The organism is Nocardioides sp. Soil796 (assembly GCF_001429525.1).
Taxonomy (GTDB): Bacteria; Actinomycetota; Actinomycetes; order Propionibacteriales; family Nocardioidaceae; genus Nocardioides.
In genome coordinates, this window is sequence record NZ_LMSQ01000002.1 from 177,186 (window position 1) to 197,445 (window position 20,260).

General features: G+C 69.4%; 16 protein-coding genes. 9 read left to right on the forward strand and 7 right to left on the reverse strand.

Annotated elements, in window-relative coordinates:
- Positions 1-91: 91 nt before the first annotated feature.
- Both ASH02_RS01485 and ASH02_RS01490 read right to left on the reverse strand, forming a co-directional pair.
- Entirely contained in the window at positions 92-1,174 is a 1,083-nt protein-coding gene (locus ASH02_RS01485) for an inositol-3-phosphate synthase (RefSeq protein WP_056684139.1), read from the reverse strand.
- Between the two features lie 78 nt (positions 1,175-1,252).
- Complete coding sequence (locus ASH02_RS01490; protein WP_056684136.1) at positions 1,253-1,825, reverse strand: PadR family transcriptional regulator; 573 nt, start codon at positions 1,823-1,825, stop codon at positions 1,253-1,255.
- A gap of 166 nt (positions 1,826-1,991) precedes the next feature.
- Between ASH02_RS01490 and ASH02_RS01495 the strand changes: the two genes are divergently transcribed.
- Together ASH02_RS01495 and ASH02_RS01500 are read left to right on the forward strand one after the other, a co-directional pair.
- On the forward strand, positions 1,992-4,256 hold the full coding sequence (locus ASH02_RS01495; protein WP_082620766.1) for a transglycosylase domain-containing protein: 2,265 nt from the start codon (positions 1,992-1,994) through the stop codon (positions 4,254-4,256).
- A gap of 7 nt (positions 4,257-4,263) precedes the next feature.
- Positions 4,264-5,685, forward strand: a complete 1,422-nt coding sequence (locus ASH02_RS01500; RefSeq protein ID WP_056684130.1) for a glycosyltransferase family 87 protein — start codon at positions 4,264-4,266, stop codon at positions 5,683-5,685.
- A 151-nt stretch (positions 5,686-5,836) separates the two neighbouring features.
- On the opposite strand, the gene ASH02_RS01505 is transcribed toward ASH02_RS01500, so the two are convergent.
- Both ASH02_RS01505 and ASH02_RS01510 read right to left on the reverse strand, forming a co-directional pair.
- The gene (locus ASH02_RS01505; protein WP_056684126.1) at positions 5,837-6,883 is read right to left on the reverse strand and encodes an alanine racemase; all 1,047 of its coding nucleotides are present in this window, start codon (positions 6,881-6,883) and stop codon (positions 5,837-5,839) included.
- Positions 6,883-8,058, reverse strand: a complete 1,176-nt coding sequence (locus tag ASH02_RS01510; protein ID WP_056685211.1) for a lipid II:glycine glycyltransferase FemX — start codon at positions 8,056-8,058, stop codon at positions 6,883-6,885. The genes ASH02_RS01505 and ASH02_RS01510 overlap by 1 nt, the downstream gene beginning before the upstream one ends.
- A 192-nt stretch (positions 8,059-8,250) precedes the next feature.
- On the opposite strand from ASH02_RS01510, the gene ASH02_RS01515 reads away from it, so the two are divergent.
- From ASH02_RS01515 to ASH02_RS01530, 4 genes are read left to right on the forward strand one after another with little or no spacing between them, the layout of a single operon-like run.
- On the forward strand, positions 8,251-8,877 hold the full coding sequence (locus tag ASH02_RS01515; protein ID WP_056685207.1) for a sigma-70 family RNA polymerase sigma factor: 627 nt from the start codon (positions 8,251-8,253) through the stop codon (positions 8,875-8,877).
- Positions 8,874-9,356 carry a hypothetical protein gene (locus tag ASH02_RS01520; RefSeq protein ID WP_056684123.1) on the forward strand — a complete coding sequence of 161 codons (483 nt, stop codon included), beginning with the start codon at positions 8,874-8,876 and terminating at the stop codon, positions 9,354-9,356. Before ASH02_RS01515 ends, ASH02_RS01520 begins: the two co-directional genes overlap by 4 nt.
- Before the next feature lie 12 nt (positions 9,357-9,368).
- Positions 9,369-11,087, forward strand: a complete 1,719-nt coding sequence (locus ASH02_RS26550; RefSeq protein ID WP_156409679.1) for a S8/S53 family peptidase — start codon at positions 9,369-9,371, stop codon at positions 11,085-11,087.
- Between the two features lie 7 nt (positions 11,088-11,094).
- Positions 11,095-13,557, forward strand: a complete 2,463-nt coding sequence (locus ASH02_RS01530) for a CHAT domain-containing protein (protein ID WP_056684117.1) — start codon at positions 11,095-11,097, stop codon at positions 13,555-13,557.
- A 66-nt stretch (positions 13,558-13,623) separates the two neighbouring features.
- Here ASH02_RS01530 and ASH02_RS01535 read toward each other — a convergent pair whose 3' ends face one another.
- Together ASH02_RS01535 and ASH02_RS01540 are read right to left on the reverse strand one after the other, a co-directional pair.
- The gene (locus tag ASH02_RS01535; RefSeq protein ID WP_082563905.1) at positions 13,624-14,433 is read right to left on the reverse strand and encodes a deoxyribonuclease IV; all 810 of its coding nucleotides are present in this window, start codon (positions 14,431-14,433) and stop codon (positions 13,624-13,626) included.
- A 369-nt stretch (positions 14,434-14,802) separates the two neighbouring features.
- Complete coding sequence (locus tag ASH02_RS01540) at positions 14,803-16,179, reverse strand: threonine dehydratase (RefSeq protein WP_200951169.1); 1,377 nt, start codon at positions 16,177-16,179, stop codon at positions 14,803-14,805.
- Between the two features lie 88 nt (positions 16,180-16,267).
- On the opposite strand from ASH02_RS01540, the gene ASH02_RS01545 reads away from it, so the two are divergent.
- Entirely contained in the window at positions 16,268-17,503 is a 1,236-nt protein-coding gene (locus tag ASH02_RS01545) for a hypothetical protein (protein ID WP_056684112.1), read from the forward strand.
- 118 nt (positions 17,504-17,621) lie between these two features.
- On the opposite strand, the gene ASH02_RS26555 is transcribed toward ASH02_RS01545, so the two are convergent.
- Positions 17,622-19,022 carry a serine/threonine-protein kinase gene (locus ASH02_RS26555; RefSeq protein WP_200951168.1) on the reverse strand — a complete coding sequence of 467 codons (1,401 nt, stop codon included), beginning with the start codon at positions 19,020-19,022 and terminating at the stop codon, positions 17,622-17,624.
- A 212-nt stretch (positions 19,023-19,234) separates the two neighbouring features.
- Between ASH02_RS26555 and rpsF the strand changes: the two genes are divergently transcribed.
- On the forward strand, positions 19,235-19,522 hold the full coding sequence (gene rpsF, locus ASH02_RS01555; RefSeq protein WP_056684108.1) for a 30S ribosomal protein S6: 288 nt from the start codon (positions 19,235-19,237) through the stop codon (positions 19,520-19,522).
- A 147-nt stretch (positions 19,523-19,669) separates the two neighbouring features.
- A complete protein-coding gene (locus ASH02_RS01560; RefSeq protein ID WP_056684105.1) occupies positions 19,670-20,239 on the forward strand; it encodes a single-stranded DNA-binding protein in 570 nt (189 codons plus the stop codon).
- Positions 20,240-20,260 lie beyond the last annotated feature (21 nt).

Here is a 20,260-nt window from a genome sequence, read left to right on the forward strand (position 1 = left end):
CTGAGGGGGTGAGCGGCGGTTCTGATGAATCAAGAATCCACGGCTCGAACGTCAAGAATGCACGGTTCGCGCATCAAGGATGCACGGTTGGTCACTCGCCGGCGATGAACTTCTCCAGCTGGATGCGACCCTCGGTGTCCTCGATCTGGACCGGCGGGGACTTCATGAGGTACGCCGAGGCCGAGATGACCGGGCCACCGAGGCCGCGGTCCTTGGCGATCTTGGCGGCACGCACGGCGTCGATGATGATGCCGGCGCTGTTCGGGGAGTCCCAGACCTCGAGCTTGTACTCGAGGTTCAGCGGCACGTCACCGAACGCGCGACCCTCGAGGCGCACGTAGGCCCACTTGCGGTCGTCGAGCCACGCCACGTAGTCCGAGGGACCGATGTGGACGTTGCGGCTGTCCTTGAGGCCGGCCAGCGAGCCGGTCAGGTTGGACGTGACGGCTTGGGTCTTGGAGACCTTCTTGGACTCAAGGCGCTCGCGCTCGAGCATGTTCTTGAAGTCCATGTTGCCGCCGACGTTGAGCTGGTACGTGCGGTCCAGCGTCACGCCGCGGTCCTCGAACAGCTTGGCCATCACGCGGTGCGTGATGGTCGCGCCGACCTGCGACTTGATGTCGTCACCGACGATCGGGACGCCGGCGTCCTCGAACTTCTTGGCCCACTCGGGGTCGGAGGCGATGAAGACCGGCAGCGCGTTGACGAAGGCGACCTTCGCGTCGATGGCGCACTGGGCGTAGAACTTGTCGGCCTGCTCGGAACCGACCGGCAGGTAGGACACCAGGACGTCGACCTCGGCGTCCTTGAGCACCTGGACGACGTCGACCGGCTCGGCGTCCGACTGGTCGATGGTCTGGAGGTAGTACTTGCCGAGACCGTCGAGGGTCGGGCCACGCTGGACGATGACGCCGGTCGGCGGCACGTCGGCGATCTTGATCGTGTTGTTCTCGGAGGCCTGGGTGGCCTCGGAGAGGTCGAACCCGACCTTCTTGGCGTCGACGTCGAAGGCGGCGACGAACTCGACGTCGGAGACGTGGTAGTCACCGAACTTGACGTGCATCAGCCCGGGAACCGAGCTGGCCGGGTCCGCATCCTTGTAGTACTCGACACCCTGGATGAGGGAGGTGGCGCAGTTGCCGACTCCCACGATTGCTACGCGTACCGAACCCATTCGGTTTCCTCTTCCTGCTCTTGTCGAGGCTTTTCATCGCCTCGGGCTTGTCCTGCTGACTTGTCGTGCTGGTGCTGCTCAGGTCTGTGGTTCGACCGGTGGTTTCTGCTGGCTCCGCTCGGCGTTGATGAGGTCCGAGAGCCAGCGGACCTCCCGCTCGACCGATTCGACTCCGTGTCTCTGCAACTCGGAGGCGTACTGGTCCATCTCCTTCTGGGTCAGGGCCAGCTGCGACTGCACCCTGTCGAGCCGCTCCTGGAGACGGGTACGGCGACCCTCGAGGACCCGGAGACGGATCTCCATGTCGGTGCGACCGAAGAAGGCGAAGCGGATGTCGAAGTTGTCGTCCTCCCACGCAGTGGGGCCGACCTCCGACATCAACCGGCCGAACTCGGTGTCACCGGTCTCGGTCAACTGGTAGACGATCCGGGGCCGCCGACTGACCACGGCACCCGGGTTCTTGACGGTGCGTTCCTCGATCCACTGGGCACGCAGCATCTTCTTCAGCGCGGGGTAGAGCGAGCCGTACGAGAGCACGCGCCCCCACCCGAGCATGAGGTTGAGGCGCTTGCGGAGCTCGTATCCGTGCATGGGTGACTCGTGCAGCAGTCCGAGGACTGCCAGCTCGATGGTCTCTCCGCGCCTTGCCACAGACCTATCGTAGCGATATATCGCGCTCTGTGAGAACTGCGGGTGAATCCGGGGTGTTGCGCGTCACTGATCCGGGTGAACGAGGACAGTCCGCGTACTCTTTTCCACTGGCCCATGAAGTACCCGTGCCCGACGTTGGTACGACGCACCCCACGGAGACCACCACGTGACAGGAAAGCGCAAGGCTGGCGTGCCCGCGCGCAAGAAGCCCGCCGCAGGCAAGCCGGACCAGAGCCCGCTGAAGCGACGCCTCAAGAAGACGTTGAAGTGGACCTCGATCAGCGGGCTGGTGCTCGCCCTGGTCGGCGCGATCGCGTTCGTCGTGCTCTACCGCACCATCGACGTCCCCGACCCCAACGCCGACTTCCAGACCGAGACCACGAAGGTCTACTACGACGACGGCAAGGCCGAGCTCGGCAGCTTCGCGACCCAGAACCGCAACTCGATCTCGCTCGACGAGATGCCCGACACGATCAAGGACGCGGTGGTCGCGGCCGAGAACCAGAGCTTCTGGACCGACAAGGGCATTGACCCCAAGGGCATCCTCCGGGCGGCCTTCAGCAACGCCAAGGGCAACGCGCAGCAGGGTGCCTCCACGATCACCCAGCAGTACGTCAAGATCCTCTACCTCAGCCAGGAGCGCTCCTACACCCGCAAGGTGAAGGAGGCGATCGTCTCCTTGAAGCTGCAGCGCCAGCAGAGCAAGGAGGAGATCCTCGAGGGCTACCTCAACACGATCTACTTCGGACGCGGCGCCTACGGCATCGACGCCGCCGCCCACGCGTTCTTCGACAAGCCCGCGAAGAAGCTGAAGCTGCGGGAGAGCGCCGTACTCGCGTCGGTGATCAACAACCCGACACTGTTCGACCCGGCCAACGGCAAGGCCAACCGGGAGGCGCTCCTCGAGCGCTACCACTACGTCCTGGGCGAGATGGCCGACATGGACACCGTCCCCGCGGACCAGGCTGCTCGGGCCGAGAAGCGGCTGCCGAAGTTCCCCAAGGTCAAGTCCGAGTCGTCGTACGCCGGACAGCGCGGCCACATGCTGGAGATGATCAAGAAGGAGCTCCTGCGCCTCGACTTCACCGAGCAGGAGATCAACGGCGGCGGCCTCCGGGTCACCACCACGCTCGACCAGGACGCGATGAAGGCCGCCGAGGAGGGCGTCGACGAGGCCCGTCCCGACGGGCTCAAGGAACTGCACGTCGCCAGTGCCAGCGTCGAGCCGGGCACCGGTGCGCTGCGCAGCTTCTACGGCGGCCAGGACTACCTGAAGTCGCAGATCAACTGGGCCGTCTCGGGTGGCCAGCCCGGTTCGTCGTTCAAGCCGTTCGCACTTGCCGCGGGCATCAAGGCCGGCTTCTCCCTGAAGGACACCTTCGACGGGAACTCGCCGTTCTACTTCGAGAACGGCACCAAGGGCCCGCGCAACGAGGGCACCGGCCCCGATGGCGAAGGCAATGACTACGGCTCGTCGGTGAACCTGATCAAGGGCACCGAGGAGTCCATCAACACGGTGTACGCCGACCTCACCGACTCGATCCCCGACGGCCCCCAGAGGATCCTCGACATGGCCAACGCGCTGGGCATTCCGAAGGCGAAGAAGCGCGAGGGCACCATGAACAACCTTCGTGACTCGCCCGGCCTGGAGGCCAACTCGGGCATCGCGCTGGGTTCGGCGACGGTCAGCCCGATCAACATGGCCAACGCCTACGCCACGATCGCCAACGGCGGTGAGGCGGCGCCGGTCTACGTGATCGAGAAGGTCGAGGACCGCGACGGCACCGAGCTCTACCGCCACAAGGTGCACACCAAGCGGGTGCTCGACGAGGACATCGCCGCCGACGTCTCCTATGCCATGCAGCAGGTGGTGACCAACGGCACCGGCGCCAACGCCCAGGCCCTCGGCCGTCCGGCCGCAGGCAAGACGGGTACGGCGACCAACGCCGACGACAACGTGTCGTCGTCCTGGTTCGTCGGCTACACCCCACAGATGGCCACCGCCGTGATGTACGTCCGCGGCAAGGGCAACGAGAGCCTCGAGGGCTACCTCGAGCCGTTCTACGGTGCGAACTACCCGACCCAGACGTGGACCGCGATCATGAGCCGCCTCATGGACGGCAAGGACGTCGAGTACTTCCCGGAGCCCGTCTACGTCGACGGCGAGGCACCCGATGACGGCCACGCGCCGTACGTGCCGCCGCCGCCCCCGCCGAAGAAGACGACGAAGCCGAAGCCCAAGCCCTCGAAGACGAAGAGCGAGGAGCCCAGCGAGACTCCGTCGGAGAAACCCACGAAGACCCCGGGTCCGCCGTCGGAGACTCCGACGACCGAACCGTCGCCGACCGAGAGCTGCACCATTCTCGGTGGCTGTGACGAGGATCCGCCGGGACAGACGAAGTCGGCACAGCCAGCCGCTCGTATCGAGTGACCGCGGGGTGACCGCTCCCGACCACGACGGCGTGGCCGCCCCGACCCGCGAGGACCCGGTGGCGGCCGCGCTGAGCGAGGGCATCGGAGGCCCGGTCGGCGAGCACGCCGCCCCCCACCCGTGGTGGACGCCGGTGCGCGTCGTCCTCGCGATGACCGCGATCGTCTTCGCGCTCGGGATGGTGCAGAAGGCACCGTGCTACTCCGACAACTGGATGGACGGCGAGACCCGCTACTCGCACATGTGCTACTCCGACCTGCCCTATCTGTACGTCGGGCGCGGGTTCGTCGAGCTGAACTGGCCCTACACCGACGACCAGGAGAGCCGCGACCGCTTCGAGGTCATGGAGTACCCGGTCGGCATCTCCTACTTCGCCTACGGCGCCGCGTGGGTGACGCACTGGGTCAGCGGCTCGCCCGACATCGGCACGAGGCCGCAGGTGCCGGTCGAGGAGCACTACTCGGACCCCGACGTGCTCGACGAGATCACGACGTACGTCGCGGTCAGCGCCGTCCTGCTCGCGATGGCCACCCTGTTGACCGCGTGGTTCCTGTCCCGGGCCCATCGACGCAGGCCGTGGGACGCGGCGCTCTTCGCCGCCTCGCCGGTGCTGCTCTTCAACGGCCTGGTCAACTGGGACCTGCTCTCGGTGGCGCTGGTGGCCGGGGCACTCTGGGCGTGGTCGCGCGACAAACCCGTGTGGACCGGGGTGATGATCGGGCTCGGCACGGCCACGAAGCTCTACCCCCTGTTCCTGCTCGGCGGGGTGCTGATCATCTGCCTGCGACGGCGGCGGCTGAGCGACTTCTTCAAGGTCACGATCACCGCGGGCCTGGCGTGGGTGGTCGCGAACGCGCCGGCGTACCTCTCGTCGGAGTCGGCGTGGAAGGTGTTCTGGACGTTCAACTCCGACCGGGGCGCCGACCTGGGCAGCATCTGGCTGGTGGTCTCGCAGGCCGGCCACGACTTCTCCGCGGACGAGATCAACAAGGCGTCGTGGATCTTCTTCATCGGGTGGTGCGCGCTCGTGCTGATCCTCGGCCTGGCCGCCCCCAAGACCCCGCGCCTGGCCCAGCTCGGCTGCCTGGTCGTGGCCGGCTTCCTGCTGGTCAACAAGGTCTACTCACCGCAGTACGCCCTCTGGCTGCTGCCCCTCGCCGTACTGGCCCGGCCACGCTGGCGCGACCAGCTCATCTGGCAGGCCGGCGAGCTGTTCTACTTCGCGTCGGTGTGGTGGTACCTCGGCGGCTTCCTGAAGCCGGGTGGCGGCGACGACCCCGGGTTCTACTGGCTCGCCATCGTCGTGCGGATGGCCTGCGAGCTCTACCTGGTCGCGATCATCGTGCGTGACATCCTGCGTCCGCACCACGACCCGGTCCGGGCTGATCACGAGCCGGCTGAAGCCCGTAGGGCTTCGGTGGTCGAGTAGCGAGCGCCCTCGTCGGACGGCGTCGTACCTCTGAACGGGCACAACGCCATGGTTCGGCCCGATTTCGGGGGTGGGACGGTCGTTGTGCCCGTTCTTCGGCCCGCTCGCGTGCTCGGTTCCCGGCCCGAAGCGTGACGGCGGGGGACCCTGCTCAGGCGATGACGACGCGGTCGAACGCAGTCGCGGTGTAGCGGACCCGGACGTCGATCTCGTCGCCGATGTCGGGCACCGCTGATCCCTGTGGCACGAACAGCATGCTGGCCTGCATGTGCGGCGGCTCCGCGAAGAGCCGCTGCTTCCCGCCGATGCTGTACGGCGACCGCACGAACCCGGCCGCGTCCAGTCCACCCCGGGCGATCGCGCCGGCCCGGGCCTTGATGGTGTTCGCGCCGGTGGGGGCCTCGAGCCCGATGCCGTGGGCGGTGCCGCCGCTGACCACGAGGATGGTGCCGGTCTTGGGCGCAGCCCGACCCCGGTAGCCGAACAGGGCACCGCGCTCGACGTGGTGGGAGTCGAGCACCGTCGCCTTGACGGTGAACGCGCCCCGGTCGCCGAGCCAGAGGTCGGTGCCGATGCGCGGGCGGATCGTGTAGTCGGGCCACGCACGAGCCAGCTGCGCCAGCTCGGCCGCGGTGAGGTGGCTGACCCAGATCGTGGTCGGCGGCAGGCCGGCGGCGACCGCGTCGGTCATCAGCCGCTGCACCTCGGAGAGGTGGGATGCGCCGCCCATCGGCAGGTGGAACGCAATGCCCTCGAACCTGGCACCACCTTCGTGGCTGCGCAGGAAGTCGCCGGCCTCGCGCAGCTCGCGCGGTGTGAAGCCGTGGCGCACCATCGAGGTGAGCCGCTCCAGCACGAACCGGGCCTCGGGGTCGCGGGCCAGCAGCCCCTCGAGGTCGGAGACCCGGCCGATGGTGTGGATCAGTCGCGGGTTCGGCTCGGTCGGTGCCTCGAAGGCACGCCACGGGCTGAGCACCAGCAGCGAGCCGGGGAAGGTGTCGGCGACCTCGTCCACCTCGGCGTACGTCCCGATGGCGAGCGTGTCGACGCCCAGGGACCGGGCCTCGTCGGCCAGGCGCCGGTTGCCGAGCCCGTAGCCGTTGCCCTTGGCCACCGGCACCACCTCGGGGAGGGTGGCCAGGATGCGGTGCTGGTTGGCCCGGAAGCGCGCTGCGTCGACGTAGAGGCTCAGGCCCATCAGTTGCCCCCGCCCGAGCGCCGCGCCATGTAGACGTCGAAGGCCTTGTGGATGAGCCGGTTGATCGGCAGGTCCCACTCGCCGGCGTACTCGACGGCCTCGCCGCCGGTGCCGACCTTGAATTGGATCAGCCCGACGTGGGAGTCGTCGGAGTCGAGGGTGTCGGTGATGCCGCGGAGGTCGTAGACGTCGGCGCCCGCGGCCAGCGAGTCCTGGATCATCGCCCACTGGGCGGCGTTCGAGCCGCGTACGTCGCGCTTCTCGGTGGAGGAGGCGCCGTAGGAGTACCAGGTGTGCGCGCCACAGCGGATCCAGATCGTGCTGGCCACCAGGTCGCCCTCGTGGCGGGCCAGGTAGAGCCGGATCTCGACGTCAGGACCGGACGAGGAGAGCGCCTCGAACATGGTGCGGAAGTAGCCCAGCGGCCGCGGCGTGAAGTGGTCGCGCTCGGCGGTGTGCACGTAGAGGTCGTGGAAGAGAGGAAGATCCTCGATCGTCCCGCGGGTGACCTCGACCCCGGACTTGGCGGCCTTCTTGATGTTGCGGCGCCAGAGCTGGTTCATCCCCTTGAGGACCTCGTCCTCGGTGCGGGCGGTGCCGTCGTCGTGGCGCAGCGGGATGACGAAGTTGTACTGAGGCTGGCCGGCGGCGAAGCCACCCTCGGCGACCAGCTGCTTCCAGCCGAGCTCGTTGAGCTGGCTCACCACGCGGGCTCCGACCACGCTGCGCTCGAGGGGTGCGACCTCGCCGAGTCGGCGTACGGCGTCGCTGGCGATGCCCTCCTTGACCTGGGCCGCTGACCAGCGCGCGGTCACCACCGGCGGGCCCATGCGGCAGCCGAACGCGCCGGCCTGGCGCAGGTGGGTGACCATCGGCGCCAGCCAGGCGGCGAGGTTCGGGGCGTCCCAGTCGATGACCGGGCCCTCGGGCAGGTAGGCGAGGTAGCGCTTCACCTTGGGCAGCTGGCGGTAGAGCACCAGCGCGACGCCGACCAGCTCGTCGTCACTGAACCAGCCGATCGACTCGCGCTTCCACTCTGCCTTCACCGCGCCCCAGGCCGGGGTCTGGAGGAAGCTGGCAGAGCGTTGGCCGGCCAGGTAGGCGAGGTGCGCGTCGGCGTCGATCGTGCGGACGGTCAGCGGGGCGTCGGGGTGGGCGGCAGCGGGGGAAGACACGAGGGCGAGGCTACCGGGCGGGGCCGCCGAGTGAACCCCCACGTCACTCGTCGGCCCCGGCCGGTCACCCCCGTTGTTCCAGCGCTCAGGAGTGGCCGGTGGGCCGCCAGATACATCGGGACGAAATTTCTTCGAACAGGTATCTGGGCCGTTCTCTGGCACACCTGTGTGGGTATGGCGACAATGCAGGTGATGGGCACTCCTTCACGTGACTCGACACCCCGCGCCCCGACCCAGTCAGCCGGCCAGGTCTGGGCCGAGGCGTCAGCCTGCTTCCGTGCGTGGACCGACGGTGAGACCGGGGAGCTGGGGCTCTCCGGGCTGGTCCGGGTGATGACGCCGGTGCTGTGGCACGTGGTGCGCTCCTACCGCCTGCCGCACGAGCTCGCCGAGGACGTCGTACAGACGACGTGGTTGGCGCTGGTGCGTCGCCGCGACGCCATCGAGGACCCAGTGGCCATCGGTGGCTGGCTGACGACGACCGCACGTCGCGAGGCGTGGCGGGTCTCGAAGCTGAAGAACCAGGCGATCCCCGTGGAGGACGAGGAGATCGCCTTCCGGCTGCCGCGACAGCGTTCGGCGGAGTCGCATGCGGTCGAGGCCGACGAGAGCTCCCAGCTGTGGCGGGTGGTCGACGAGCTGCCGGACCGGTGCCGCAGGCTGCTGCGCATCGTCGCCTTCGAGAACCGGCCCGACTACACGCACGTCGCGCAGACCCTCGACATGCCGGTCGGCAGCATCGGCCCCACCCGCAGCAGGTGCCTGGCGAAGTTGCGGATCGCCCTCATGCAGATCGACGACCCGGAGGCAGGACGATGACCAGGGACTACAGCCGTGACGGGCTCCTCCAGGTGGTGCGCGAGGTCTGGACCGAGCGTGACCCCATGCCGGCAGGGCTCGTCGAGCGCATGCAGGCGGCGGTGGAGGCCGAGCTGGCCATTGCCGGCACCGACTTCGACGTCGAACTGCTGATGCTGGTCTCCCGCGAGGAGATGCTCGCCGGGGCCCGCGGCACCGCGACGTACACACTGCGGTTCAGCAGTGACGACATCGACCTGCTGGTGCGCGCGGTCGGTGCACCTGAGGGCGGCACGAGACTCGACGGCTGGGTCTCCCCGGCCGGTCCGGTCACCGTGCACGCCACGCCGGTTCCCGACACCGGGCGCTCCTGGGAGGTCGAGAGCGACGACACCGGGCGGTTCGAGTTCACCGACCTGCCTGCCGGGATGGTGCGCCTGCACCTGACCCCACGCGACACCGGGCTGAAGCCGTTCGCCACGCCCGCCTTCGAGATCTGAGGACAACGCCCCATGCAGAACCCGAGCTCTGAATTGAACGAGCCCAAGGAGCCGAAGCGTCCCGAACCCCTTGACCGTGACCCCCAGCCGCCGCCCAAGTGGGCCATCGCGGCGGTGGAAGGCAGGATCCTCGATCCCGCCACAGCCTTGGTGGTGAAGGGTGTGCGGCCGCGGGCAACGGTGTACGTCGGTCCGCGGCTGACGATCTCCTACCGGAACAACTTCGCGGAGACGCTCGACATCCTCCGAGACGTCGCCAAAGAACTCGGTTGGGACGTCGACCCGGAGGAGACGGCCGCGCGTGAGTACGCATCGGCACCGGCCGACGCGCAGATTCGCACGCCGGAGAACCTCGCCGAGGACCGTCAACTCCGCTTCGGCGTCCGTCGGCTGAGTCTCTCCGTCTCCGGGAACAAGGCGGCACAGGCGCCTGATGGATGGACCCTGCTGCAGCGGGCCCGGGCCAAGTACGGCCTGGACATGACGCGCGGAATCGGCCTCGACCACGTCGTCAGGGTGGCGGTCGCGAGCAACCCGGTCTGGGACGGCAACCCGGTCTGGGACGGCAACCCCGTGTGGGACGGCAACCCCGTGTGGGACGGCAACCCGGTCTGGGACGGCAACCCCGTGTGGGACGGCAACCCGGTCTGGGACGGCAACCCGGCGCGGGGTGGCACGTCCGCGGCCGTCGCGAGCTACGCACGGGCAGGCACTGGTGGCCGCCAACCGATCGCATACGTCGGGCCGGCTCCGGTACGCCGATCTGACGATGAGCTCAAGGGCCGACGACCCGTGGTGGCTGTCCTGGACACCGGATGCGCGCCGCACCCCTGGCTGGACGACGTGGTCCACACGTCGATCACTCTCGACGGCGAGGCGATCGGCTACACGGACCCGACAACGGCTCCCGACCTGCACGGCGACCTCACCGGTCCCTTGGACGGCTCCATCGACCCGCTCTCCGGCCACGGCACCTTCATCGCTGGCCTGGTCCACCAGACGTGTCCCGATGCCGACATCCTGGCGTGGCGCGTGGTCCCTTCGGCAGGCCCGATCGTGGAGTCAGATCTGGTGCGTGCGCTGAGCCAGATCGCCGAGTTGGTGCGACGTCATCACGCCGGCGAGCCTGGTGGACAGGCGATCGACGTGCTCAACCTCTCGTGTGGCTACTACCACGAGACACCGGAGGACGGACTCTTCGACCTCACCATCCGCGACATCCTCGAGGACCTCGGGCGACATGGAGTCGTGGTGGTCTGCTCTGCTGGCAACGACGCCACCAGTCGACCCGCCTTCCCAGCGGCGTTCGCGCCCTGGTCGGACGGGCAGGGCCCGGTTTCCGTGGACACGACGTGCGTTCCGATCGTCTCGGTGGGAGCGCTCAACCCGAACCGGCGCAGCGATGCACTCTTCACCAACACCGGCGCCTGGGTGCGGTCCTACGTGCCGGGCGCGGCATTGATGTCGACGATCCCCGCCTTCCAGGGAGGGGCCCAGTCGATGGCCGAGACGGTGGCCTTCGGGCGCACACGTTCGGCCATCGACCCCGACGACTTCCGCGGTGGCTTCGCGGTGTGGAGCGGTACGTCGTTCGCTGCGCCCGTGCTCGCCGGCGTGCTCGCGGCGAACCTGCTCGAGGGCCTCGAGCCGTCGAGTGCAGCGCCGGACACCGCAGCAGCTGTGAGCCGGGCCTGGACCGCTGTGGAGAGGTGCACCCGAATCACGACATGATGGCCGGGTGGTCGGAGCCGAGGTGTTGCACGAACGCGGAGTAGCCGCGATGAACGCGGGCCAGTTCGACCGCGCGCAGGCTCTGCTGGAGGAGGCCTTGGACCTGGCCTCGGAGGAGGACCTGTGCGCCAGGATCGAGCTCAGCCTCGCTCTGGTCATGTCACAGACCAAACGCACCGCCGACGCGCTCGACCTCTGTGTCGCGGCGGCCGGACGGCCGGGGCTGTCCCGCGAGACCGTCGGCCTCCTGCACAGCCAGCGCGCCCTGATCCTGATGTTGCACGGCGAGACCTCGGCCGCGTTGCGAGAGTTCGAGCTGGCGCTCGATGCCCTCGAGGATGACCTGCTGCTCGGCCGCGTGCACCTCAACCGCGGGAACGTCTTCCTCCAGCAGGGACGACCATCGGTCGCCTTGCCCGACTTCGAGCGCGCCGAACACCACTTCCGGCAGGTCGACAACGACTACCTCACCGCCAAGGCCGCCCACAACCTGGGCTACGCGCGCCTGCTCGAAGGGGACCTGGTCGGCGCTCTGCAGAGCATGGACGCCGCGCACCCCTACCTCGCCCCCGACGGGGCCGTGATGGAAGCGGTGATCAACCAGGATCGTGCCGAGGCGCTGATCGCTGCAGGTTTGGTCACGGAGGGGTGCACTGTGCTTCGGGATGCCGCGCGGACCTTCAGCCGTTCGAAGCTTCACCGCTATCAGGCCGACGCCGAGCTGGTCCTCGCCCGCACCCTCGTCCGTGCCGACCCGGAGGCAGCCCTGAAGGCGGCGCGCATCGCACGGCACCTCTTCGAACGCGTCGACAGTCGGGCTTGGGCGGCACGGGCCGAGGCGGTCGTCGTTGCCGCCGAGGTCGAGCTGGGTCGTCGCGGCCCGGCACTCGTGCACCGCAGCGACGCCTTGGCCGCCGAGCTCGATGAGCAGGGACTGCGGTGGGGCGCTGACCAGGTGCGCCTGCACGCCGCCCGTGTGATGGTGCGACGTGGGTCGTACTCAGACGCGCGGCTTCGAGTGGACGCCGTACGGCCTGGATCGCACGCTCCACTGGGGGTGCGCCTGCTCAGCCGCACGGCCAGGGCCGAGCTTGCCCACGCGCAGGGCCGCAACGGAACCGCTCTGCAGCACATCCGCGCCGGTGTCGGGGAGCTGCACGCCTGGCAGAGCACGTTCGGCAGCCTCGACCTGCAGACCGGCGTCGTCGGACAGGGCCGCCGTCTCGCCGTGCTCGGCCTGCGCCTGGCCGTGGACTCCGGGGACCCGGCCGTGCTCTACGAGTGGTCCGAGCGCGGGCGCATGCTGGCCAGCCGCATCCTGCCGGTCCGGCCACCGGTCGACGAACAGACCGCTGCCGACCTCGCCGAGCTCAGACAGCTCCAGGCCGGTGGCGACGACGTACAGGTCCCGCGGCCACGCCGTGAGGCCGAGCTGCGCCGGCGGGTGCGTGAGCGGGCCTGGCACAACCCGGGCTCCGGCGAGGTCACCGAGCCCGCGCCACTGGCCGACGTACGCCGGGAGCTCGGCACCGACACCGCGCTGGTCGCCTGGGTGATCAGCGCCGACCGGGTGGTCGGGTTGGTGGTCACGGACGCCGGTGAGAGGAAGTTCGAGCTCGGCACCTTCGCGCGGGTGCGCGAGCTGCTGGCCGGACTGTTGCCCGACCTCGACATGGCGGCCACCACTCTGCCGGACGCGCTGGCCGACGTCGTACGACGCGGGCTCGCGGCGCGACTGCAGACTCTTGCCGACCTGTTGGTGACACCGCTGCTCGAGTCGATCGGCGACCGTCGGGTGGTGGTCACGCCGTCCGGTGGGCTGGCCGGGACGCCGTGGTCGCTGCTGCCCGGACTGGTCGGACGGTCGGTGACCGTGGCCGGATCGGCGACCTCGTGGCTCTCGGCGCGGCAACGGCCGCTGTCGCTGGAACGGGTCGGGCTGGTCGCCGGTCCCCGTGTGCCACGCGCGGTCGAGGAGGTCACCGCCGCCGCCAAGGGCTGGGCCAGCGCCGAGGTGCTGACCGGAGACGCGGCCACGGCCGACGAGGTGACCGCGTTGGCCGGCCGGGTCGACGTGCTCCACGTGGCCGCGCACGGACGCCACTCGGCGGAGAACCCGCTCTTCTCCGGGCTCGAGCTGGTCGGTGGACCGTGGTTCGGCTACGACGTCGACGCCCTGCCGGAGGTGCCGCAGGTGGTGCTGCTCTCGGCCTGCGAGGTCGGGCGGTCGTCGGTGCGGTTCGGCGACGAGCTGATCGGGATGACCTCGGCCTGGCTGCATGCGGGGGCGCGCTGTGTGATCGCCTCGCCCACTGCCGTGGCCGACGACGCAGCGCACGACGTACTCACGCACCTGCACGAGGGCCTGGCCGCCGGCCTGGACCCGTCGGCCGCCCTGGCCGCCGCGGTGGCGACCGGTACGACGACCGGAGCGCCCGCCCCGTTCGTCTGCTTCGGCGCCGGCTGGTAGCGCGAGCCGTGGGTTATTGATGCGCGAACCGCGTGTTCTTGATGCGCCAACCGTGGGTTCCTGGTGTCAGAGGCGTTCGCGCAACCACGCGGTGTCGGCCACGTGCTCCGCGGAACCACCCGGGGTCTCGAGGAGCGCGGGAGCCTTCGCGTCGCGGATCACCGAGGCCAGCAGGTCGGGGTCGATGTGGCCCGCACCCAGGTTGGCGTGCCGGTCGGCGCCCGAGTCGAAGTCGTCGCGGCTGTCGTTGGCGTGCACGAGGTCGATGCGGCCGGTGATCGCCAGCACGTCGTCGACGATGGTCTCGAGGTTGTTGCCACCGGCATGGGCGTGGCAGGTGTCGAGGCAGAAGCCGACCATGTCGGCCTGCTCCTCACCCTCGATCGCGCCCCACACGCCCTTGATGCGCTCGAGGTAACGAGTCATCGCGTTGTCACCGCCGGCGGTGTTCTCGATCAGCAGGGGGATCTTGAGGTCGGTCGCGGCAATCGCCTTGCGCCAGTTGTCGAAGCCGATCGACGGGTCCTCGTCGTCCTTGAGGTGCCCGCCGTGCACGACCAGCCCCTTGGCGCCGATGGACGCCGCGGCATCCATGTGGGACTGCAGCAGCTTGCGGCTCGGGATGCGCAGCCGGTTGTTCGTGGTGGCCACGTTGATGAGGTACGGCGAGTGCACGTAGAGGTCGACGCCGGCCTCCTCCGCATCTGCCTTCAGGCCCTCGGCGCCGCCGGCGTACGCGATGACCGGGCCCTTGTAGCTCTGCGGGTTGCCGAGGAAGAACTGCACCAGCGTGGTGTCACGGGCGCGCGCCTCCGCGATCGGGTCGGTCTGGTCGACGTGCGCGCCGATGGCTGTGCTGGTGGACGGGGAGCTCATGTGGCCCATCGTAGGAGCCCGGTCGGACAGCACTCTCGTGCGAGGGGCGAAGCCCGCCGACGCGTGGTCGTCGGTGGCTGGCTGGTGCTGGGTGAATGGCCGTGGGCGGCGGTGGGCGGACCGTGGGACAGGCAACTGGCATGCCCGCGGCCGTGTTCAACGCGCGTGGAGGCCAGGAGGGGCGCTACTTACCTGTCCCACGGTCCGCTTGGCGTGGGTCCGCCCGCGCCAAGCCGACCTACAGGCATCAAGGATCCACGGTTCGCGCATCAAGAACCCACGGCTCGCGACGCAATAATCCACGGTTCGCGCATCAAGAAACCACGGCTCGCGACGCAATNGGCGCATCAGGAGGACGTGGGGCGTAGGTCAGACGACGTCGGTGGTGACCCGGGACAGCGTGGCGAGGTCACAGTTGCCGCCCGTCTGCACGATCGCGGTCTTGCGGCCCTCGGGGCGGTCGGTGTCGGCGAGCATGCCGGCCAGCGCCAGCGACCCCGCGGGCTCGGCGAGGTTGTGCGTGGTGCGGTAGGTGAGCGCCATCGCCTCGGCGGCCTCCTCCTCGGAGACCCGCACGATGCGGGAGATGCCGCGGTTGATGATGTCGACCGCGATCGGGTCGGGGGTGCGGCAGGCGGCGCCGTCGACGAAGGTGTCGGCGCTGTCGGTCGAGACCGGGCGGCCCGCCTCGTAGGAGAGGGCGTACGCCGGGGCGCCCGCGGCCACCACGCCGATGATCTCGGTGCGGAGCCCGAGCAGGTCACGGACCAGGATGTTGGCGCAGGCGCCCGAGCCCATGCCGATCGGCACGTAGATCGCCTCGAGCCCGGGCACCGACTCGTGCAGCTCTGCGGCGTACGTCGCCACGCCCTCGACCAGCCACGCGTGGAACGGCGGCACCATCAGCAGGGTGCGCTCGCCGGCCAGCCGGGCGGCGTACTCGCGGGCCTCCTGGAAGTCGTCGCCGTGCTCGATCACCTCGGCGCCGAGGCCGTCCATGGAGTCGGACTGGTCGGGGTTGTTGCCCCTGGGCACCACGATCGTGATCGGGACGCCGTACTTGCTGCCGGCGAACGCGAGGCTCTGGCCGTGGTTGCCGCGGGTGGCCGAGATCAGGCCGGACGGCGCGGGCATGCCCGAGACGCGCAGCCGTTCGAGGAAGTTGAGCCCGCCGCGCACCTTGAACGCGCCCGTGGGTGAGTGGTTCTCGTGCTTGACCCACGTCTCGGTGCGGGTGAAGCGCTCGAGCAGCGGCCAGCGGTACGCCGGAGTCGGCTTCACGTGGCGGCCCACCACCGACCGCGCGTAGCCCAGTGACGTCGGGGTGATCAGCGGACGCTCGCCGGTGCCGGGGGCGATCATCGGGCGGCGCGGGCTGGTGTCCTGCTGAGCCGCGGTCGGGGTCGCCTTCGCGACGGCGGTGACCCGGCTCGGCCGGGCGGGGGTGGTGGAGGCCTTGATCTGGGCCAGGGTCAGCTGGATCTCGTCACGCGAGGCCTCGCCGCTGATCAGCTGGCTGGTGAACTCCTGCAGCCTGGTGAGCCGGCCCATGGCCACGTTGTTGCCGATGCCGACGCGTTCGGCGGTGAGCAGCTTGGTCAGCATCGGCACGGACAGACCGATCACCTCGGCCAGCTCGGGAATCCCCAGGCCCATGAGGTGCTGCACCTTGTTGGCGAGCACGTCGATGGGGTCGCCGTACAACTCGGCCTGCTGTCGGCGCCTGTCTTCCTGCACGTCGTTCATCCCCGGGACCCCCTTTCGACTGATCCAACCCTACCGAGCGCGCGGACGATGACGCCTCTCCGCCCACTCGTGTGGAAAAGTGGAGCCCATGAAGCGTTCACGACGGCTCCTCGGGTCGGCCGCCGCAGGCTTCACTGCGGCCTGCCTGCTGGCGCCCGCCGCGGCGTACACCTCGGCCGACGACGAGCCGGTGGAGCTCGCCACCGACGTCGGCAGCGCCCCTGCCGTCGAGCCCGGCCTGCACACCATGAACATGCCCGACTCCACCGACACCGCGTACTTCGCGGTCGAGCGCACGATCGACGACTCGACGATCTGGGTGGGCGAGTCGCTGATCGCGCCGAAGCCGGTGGACGGGTCCTGGTACATCACGCCCACCGCCGACGGCACCAACCAGGACTGCGGGCAGGGGGCGTACGCCGACTCCTACTACGGCCGCCACGACCTGATCGCCGGCTCAGCCTCGACGAACCAGTCGTGCAGCACGGCCGACAAGGTGTTGTTCGGCCTCCAGAGCTGGGACCCCACGACGGTGCCGAACGCCGAGGCCAACCTCGTGGTGTGGGAGGAGCCGCCGGTCGCCGACGCCTCGATCCTGCCTCCGCCGGCGACGAACCAGAAGTGGGTCGGCACCCCCTCGACCGACAAGGGCGACGCCACGTTGGGCCACACGTTCGCCGACGCGCCCGAGCTGGTCGACGGCAAGTGGAAGGTGCATGTCGACCCGGGCAAGGCGGCCCTGTTCAAGGTGCCGCTCGACTGGAACCAGCACCTGCAGGTGTGGCTGACGTACGACGGCCCCGAGACCGTCGACAACGTGACCGTGCGGCCGATCCTGATCAACCCCGTGGGCGGGAAGTCCGCCTGGGGCACGGCCACCCAGGGTGCGAAGGGTGAGCCGCCGGGCTTCGACGACATCGACCTGAAGTACAACACCCTCGACGGAGGCGTGGTCTCCCCGTCGATCACCTGGCGCAACCGCGAGGCCGAGGGTGTCACCGCGGCGTTCCCCGGCACCTACTACGTGCTGCTGCAGCTGGGCCAGCAGGACATCCAGCCCAGCGGTGCCGACTTCATGGTCGACACCAAGGTGATCACCGACAAGGCCGCCACGTCGCCGTACGCCCAGGACGCGGAGCCGGTCGCCGCGCTCGACGGGTCCGACGCGGCGCAGGAGGAGTCCGACGAGAAGAAGTCGGAGGCCTCGTCCTCGTCGTCGGACGAGACTCCGTGGGCCGCGGTCGGTGGCCTCTTCGCCGGGTCGGCCGTGATGGCCGCCGCCGGCGTGATTGCCCTGGGCCGTCACCGGCGGAGCCGCGCATGATCCCGGTGCTGGCCAGCGAGCCGTGGGCGCTCATCTGGAGCCTGATCGCGGCCGCGGCGGTGCTGACCGTCGTCGGACTCGTGCTGCTGCGCAACCGCTGACGCGAACCGCGTCGGCGTCAGGCCACGACCAGCCAGATCGCGCTGCCGGCCAGGCCGATGGCGGCCAGGAAGCAGACGATCGCCACGATCAGGGCGGTGCTGGTGCCGCCGGTCGTGGCCGCACCGGACCGCCGCGTGACGTCGTAGCCGGTCACCGGCTGGGGCATCGGCGGGCCGACGAAGGCCGTGCGGCCGGCGGAGGTCGGCCCGGCGTTGCTGCCCGGGCTGGAGTGGGCGCCCGAGCTTGCCCCCTGGGCTCCGGAGTTGGATCCGGAGTGCGCGCCCGAGTTGGCACCCGACTGCGCTCCGGAGTGCGCGCCGGACTGGGGACCCGCGTGGCGTCCCTGTCCGGACGTCGCCCGTGAACCCTGGGCGAAGCCGCCCTGGGCCACCGAACCGTGGCCGACCGACCCCTGGCCGCCTGAACCGGGGGCACCCGAGCCCTGGCTGCCCGAACCGCGGGAGCCCGAGCCGTGTGATGCGGGGCCGTACGGCGTGGGTGCCTGGCCGGCCCCGGGGAACGGGGTCGGCGTCGGATAGGTCGAGCCCATCTGGCCGGTCGAGTAGGACGGGTAGTACGACGGGGGCGGCGGCGCCACGTCATTGAGCTGGTTGAAAACCTCGGGCGGCTCGGAGTCGTTCTGCCACGGGGTGCCGGGCGGTACGCCGATCTCGCGGAGCATCTGGAGCGCCTCGGAGGCACTGGCCGGCCGGGCCTCGGAGTCCTCCTGGATCAGCGCCTCGAGGAACTCCTTGTACTTGCCGTCAGGGGCGCCCTTCTGGTGACGCGGGCTGAGCCCGGTGATCATCTGGATGCCGACCACGCCCACGGCGTAGAGGTCCTGCTGGGGTTCGGGAGAGGCGCCGAGGGCCTGCTCGGGGGCCATGTAGCCGTCGGTGCCGATGGCGCCGGGGAAGCGGGTCAGCCGGACCTCGTCGATCAGCGCGGCGACACCGAAGTCGCCCAGGCGCAGGTGCGGACGGCGGGTGCCGGTCGGCTCGAGGAGCAGGTTGGCCGGCTTGACGTCGCGGTGCACGACTCCGGCACCGTGGACCGCCTCGAGGGCCTGGAGCGTCTGGTCGAGCACCACCGCGGCGTACGACTCGGGCAGCTTGCCGTGGTCGCCGAGCAGGGTCTGGATGGAGCCGCCCTTGACCAGGTCCATGGTGAAGATGACCAGGTTGTCCTCCGCGGCCCAGCCGCTGGGCGCGACGACGTGGGGGTGACGGATGCGCACCGACTGCTCGCGCACGAAGCGCAGCAGCATGCCGCTGTCGTGCTGGCCGAGCACCTTCGCCGCCACGAACGTCTGGTTCCGGAGGTCCCAGGCACGCCACACAGAGCCCATGCCGCCGGCGCCGATCTGGTCGATCAGCACGTAGCGGCCGGCGAGCGGCGTGTTCCCCATGGATGTCATCGGGGGCCACCCTACCCATTCATCGGCCAAACATTCCGGCCCGGATCGGCCCCGGATCCAGTCGGCGGATTTCGTCGCCGTACGCGCGCGCTGATAGCCTGCACTGTCCTTGTGGCCCTGTACCCCCGAGTGGTGCATCCCGCTGACATTCGCAAAGCCCTCCTGCCACGGAGAGACCGTGGCCGCCGAGTCCAGAGGAGGTGGAGACCGCTATGCGTGCATATGAAGTGATGGTCATCCTCGACCCGAACCTCGAAGAGCGGACGATCGAACCGTCCCTCGACAAGTACCTCAACGTCATCCGCAAGGATGGTGGCTCCGTCGAGACCGTCGACGTCTGGGGACGTCGCCGCCTCGCCTACGAGGTCAAGAAGAACGCTGAAGGCATCTACGCCATCATCTCGCTGCAGGCCGAGCCGGCCACGGTCAAGGAGTTCGACCGCCAGCTCACCCTGAACGAGTCCGTGCTGCGCACCAAGGTCCTTCGCGCCCAGGCGTGACGGCGTACGCCGGTAGCTTGCTGCTGGTTGAGGAGGTCGCTCTGCGACCGTCTCGAAACCAGTCTGTGGAGAAGTCTTCACACTGTCGGTGCCGGCGTACACCATGGTCCGGACACACAAACAGCTGAGAACAAAGGGAGACCTGAGATGGCAGGCGAGACCGTAATCACGGTGGTCGGCAACCTCGTCGACGACCCGGAGCTGCGCTTCACCCCGTCGGGTGCGGCCGTGGCGAACTTCCGGATCGCATCGACGCCGCGCACCTTCGACAAGCAGAGCAACGAATGGAAGGACGGCGACGCGCTGTTCCTGACCTGCTCTGTCTGGCGACAGGCCGCGGAGAACGTCGCCGAGTCCCTGCAGCGCGGCATGCGTGTCGTCGTGCAGGGTCGCCTGAAGGCCCGCACCTACGAAACCCGCGAGGGTGAGAAGCGCACGGTCTTCGAGATCGACGTCGAAGAGGTCGGTCCCAGCCTGAAGTACGCCACGGCCAAGGTCACGCGGGCTTCCCGCGGTGGCGGCGGCGGTGGCGGTGGCTTCAACCAGGGCGGTCCGTCGCAGGGCGGCGGCTTCAACCAGGGCGGCCAGTCCCAGCAGGGCGCCCCTGCTGCCGACCCTTGGGCCACTCCGGCACAGGGCGGCGCTCCGGCAGGCAACGCGGGTCAGTCCGACCCGTGGGCCGCTCCGGGCGTGTCGTCCGAAGAGCCTCCCTTCTGAGTTGATCCGTCGGTCGAGCAG

Excerpts from the sequence above, each read along its gene's own strand:
- ASH02_RS01540 (WP_200951169.1), bottom strand. The coding sequence starts at position 16,179 with ATGAACGACGTGCAGGAAGACAGGCGCCGACAGCAGGCCGAGTTGTAC.
- ASH02_RS01505 (WP_056684126.1), bottom strand. The coding sequence starts at position 6,883 with ATGGGCCTGAGCCTCTACGTCGACGCAGCGCGCTTCCGGGCCAACCAG.
- ASH02_RS01485 (WP_056684139.1), bottom strand. The coding sequence starts at position 1,174 with ATGGGTTCGGTACGCGTAGCAATCGTGGGAGTCGGCAACTGCGCCACC.
- ASH02_RS01520 (WP_056684123.1), top strand. The coding sequence starts at position 8,874 with ATGACCAGGGACTACAGCCGTGACGGGCTCCTCCAGGTGGTGCGCGAG.
- ASH02_RS01535 (WP_082563905.1), bottom strand. The coding sequence starts at position 14,433 with ATGAGCTCCCCGTCCACCAGCACAGCCATCGGCGCGCACGTCGACCAG.
- ASH02_RS01515 (WP_056685207.1), top strand. The coding sequence starts at position 8,251 with ATGGGCACTCCTTCACGTGACTCGACACCCCGCGCCCCGACCCAGTCA.
- rpsF (WP_056684108.1), top strand. The coding sequence starts at position 19,235 with ATGCGTGCATATGAAGTGATGGTCATCCTCGACCCGAACCTCGAAGAG.
- ASH02_RS26550 (WP_156409679.1), top strand. The coding sequence starts at position 9,369 with ATGCAGAACCCGAGCTCTGAATTGAACGAGCCCAAGGAGCCGAAGCGT.
- ASH02_RS26555 (WP_200951168.1), bottom strand. The coding sequence starts at position 19,022 with ATGACATCCATGGGGAACACGCCGCTCGCCGGCCGCTACGTGCTGATC.
- ASH02_RS01545 (WP_056684112.1), top strand. The coding sequence starts at position 16,268 with ATGAAGCGTTCACGACGGCTCCTCGGGTCGGCCGCCGCAGGCTTCACT.
- ASH02_RS01560 (WP_056684105.1), top strand. The coding sequence starts at position 19,670 with ATGGCAGGCGAGACCGTAATCACGGTGGTCGGCAACCTCGTCGACGAC.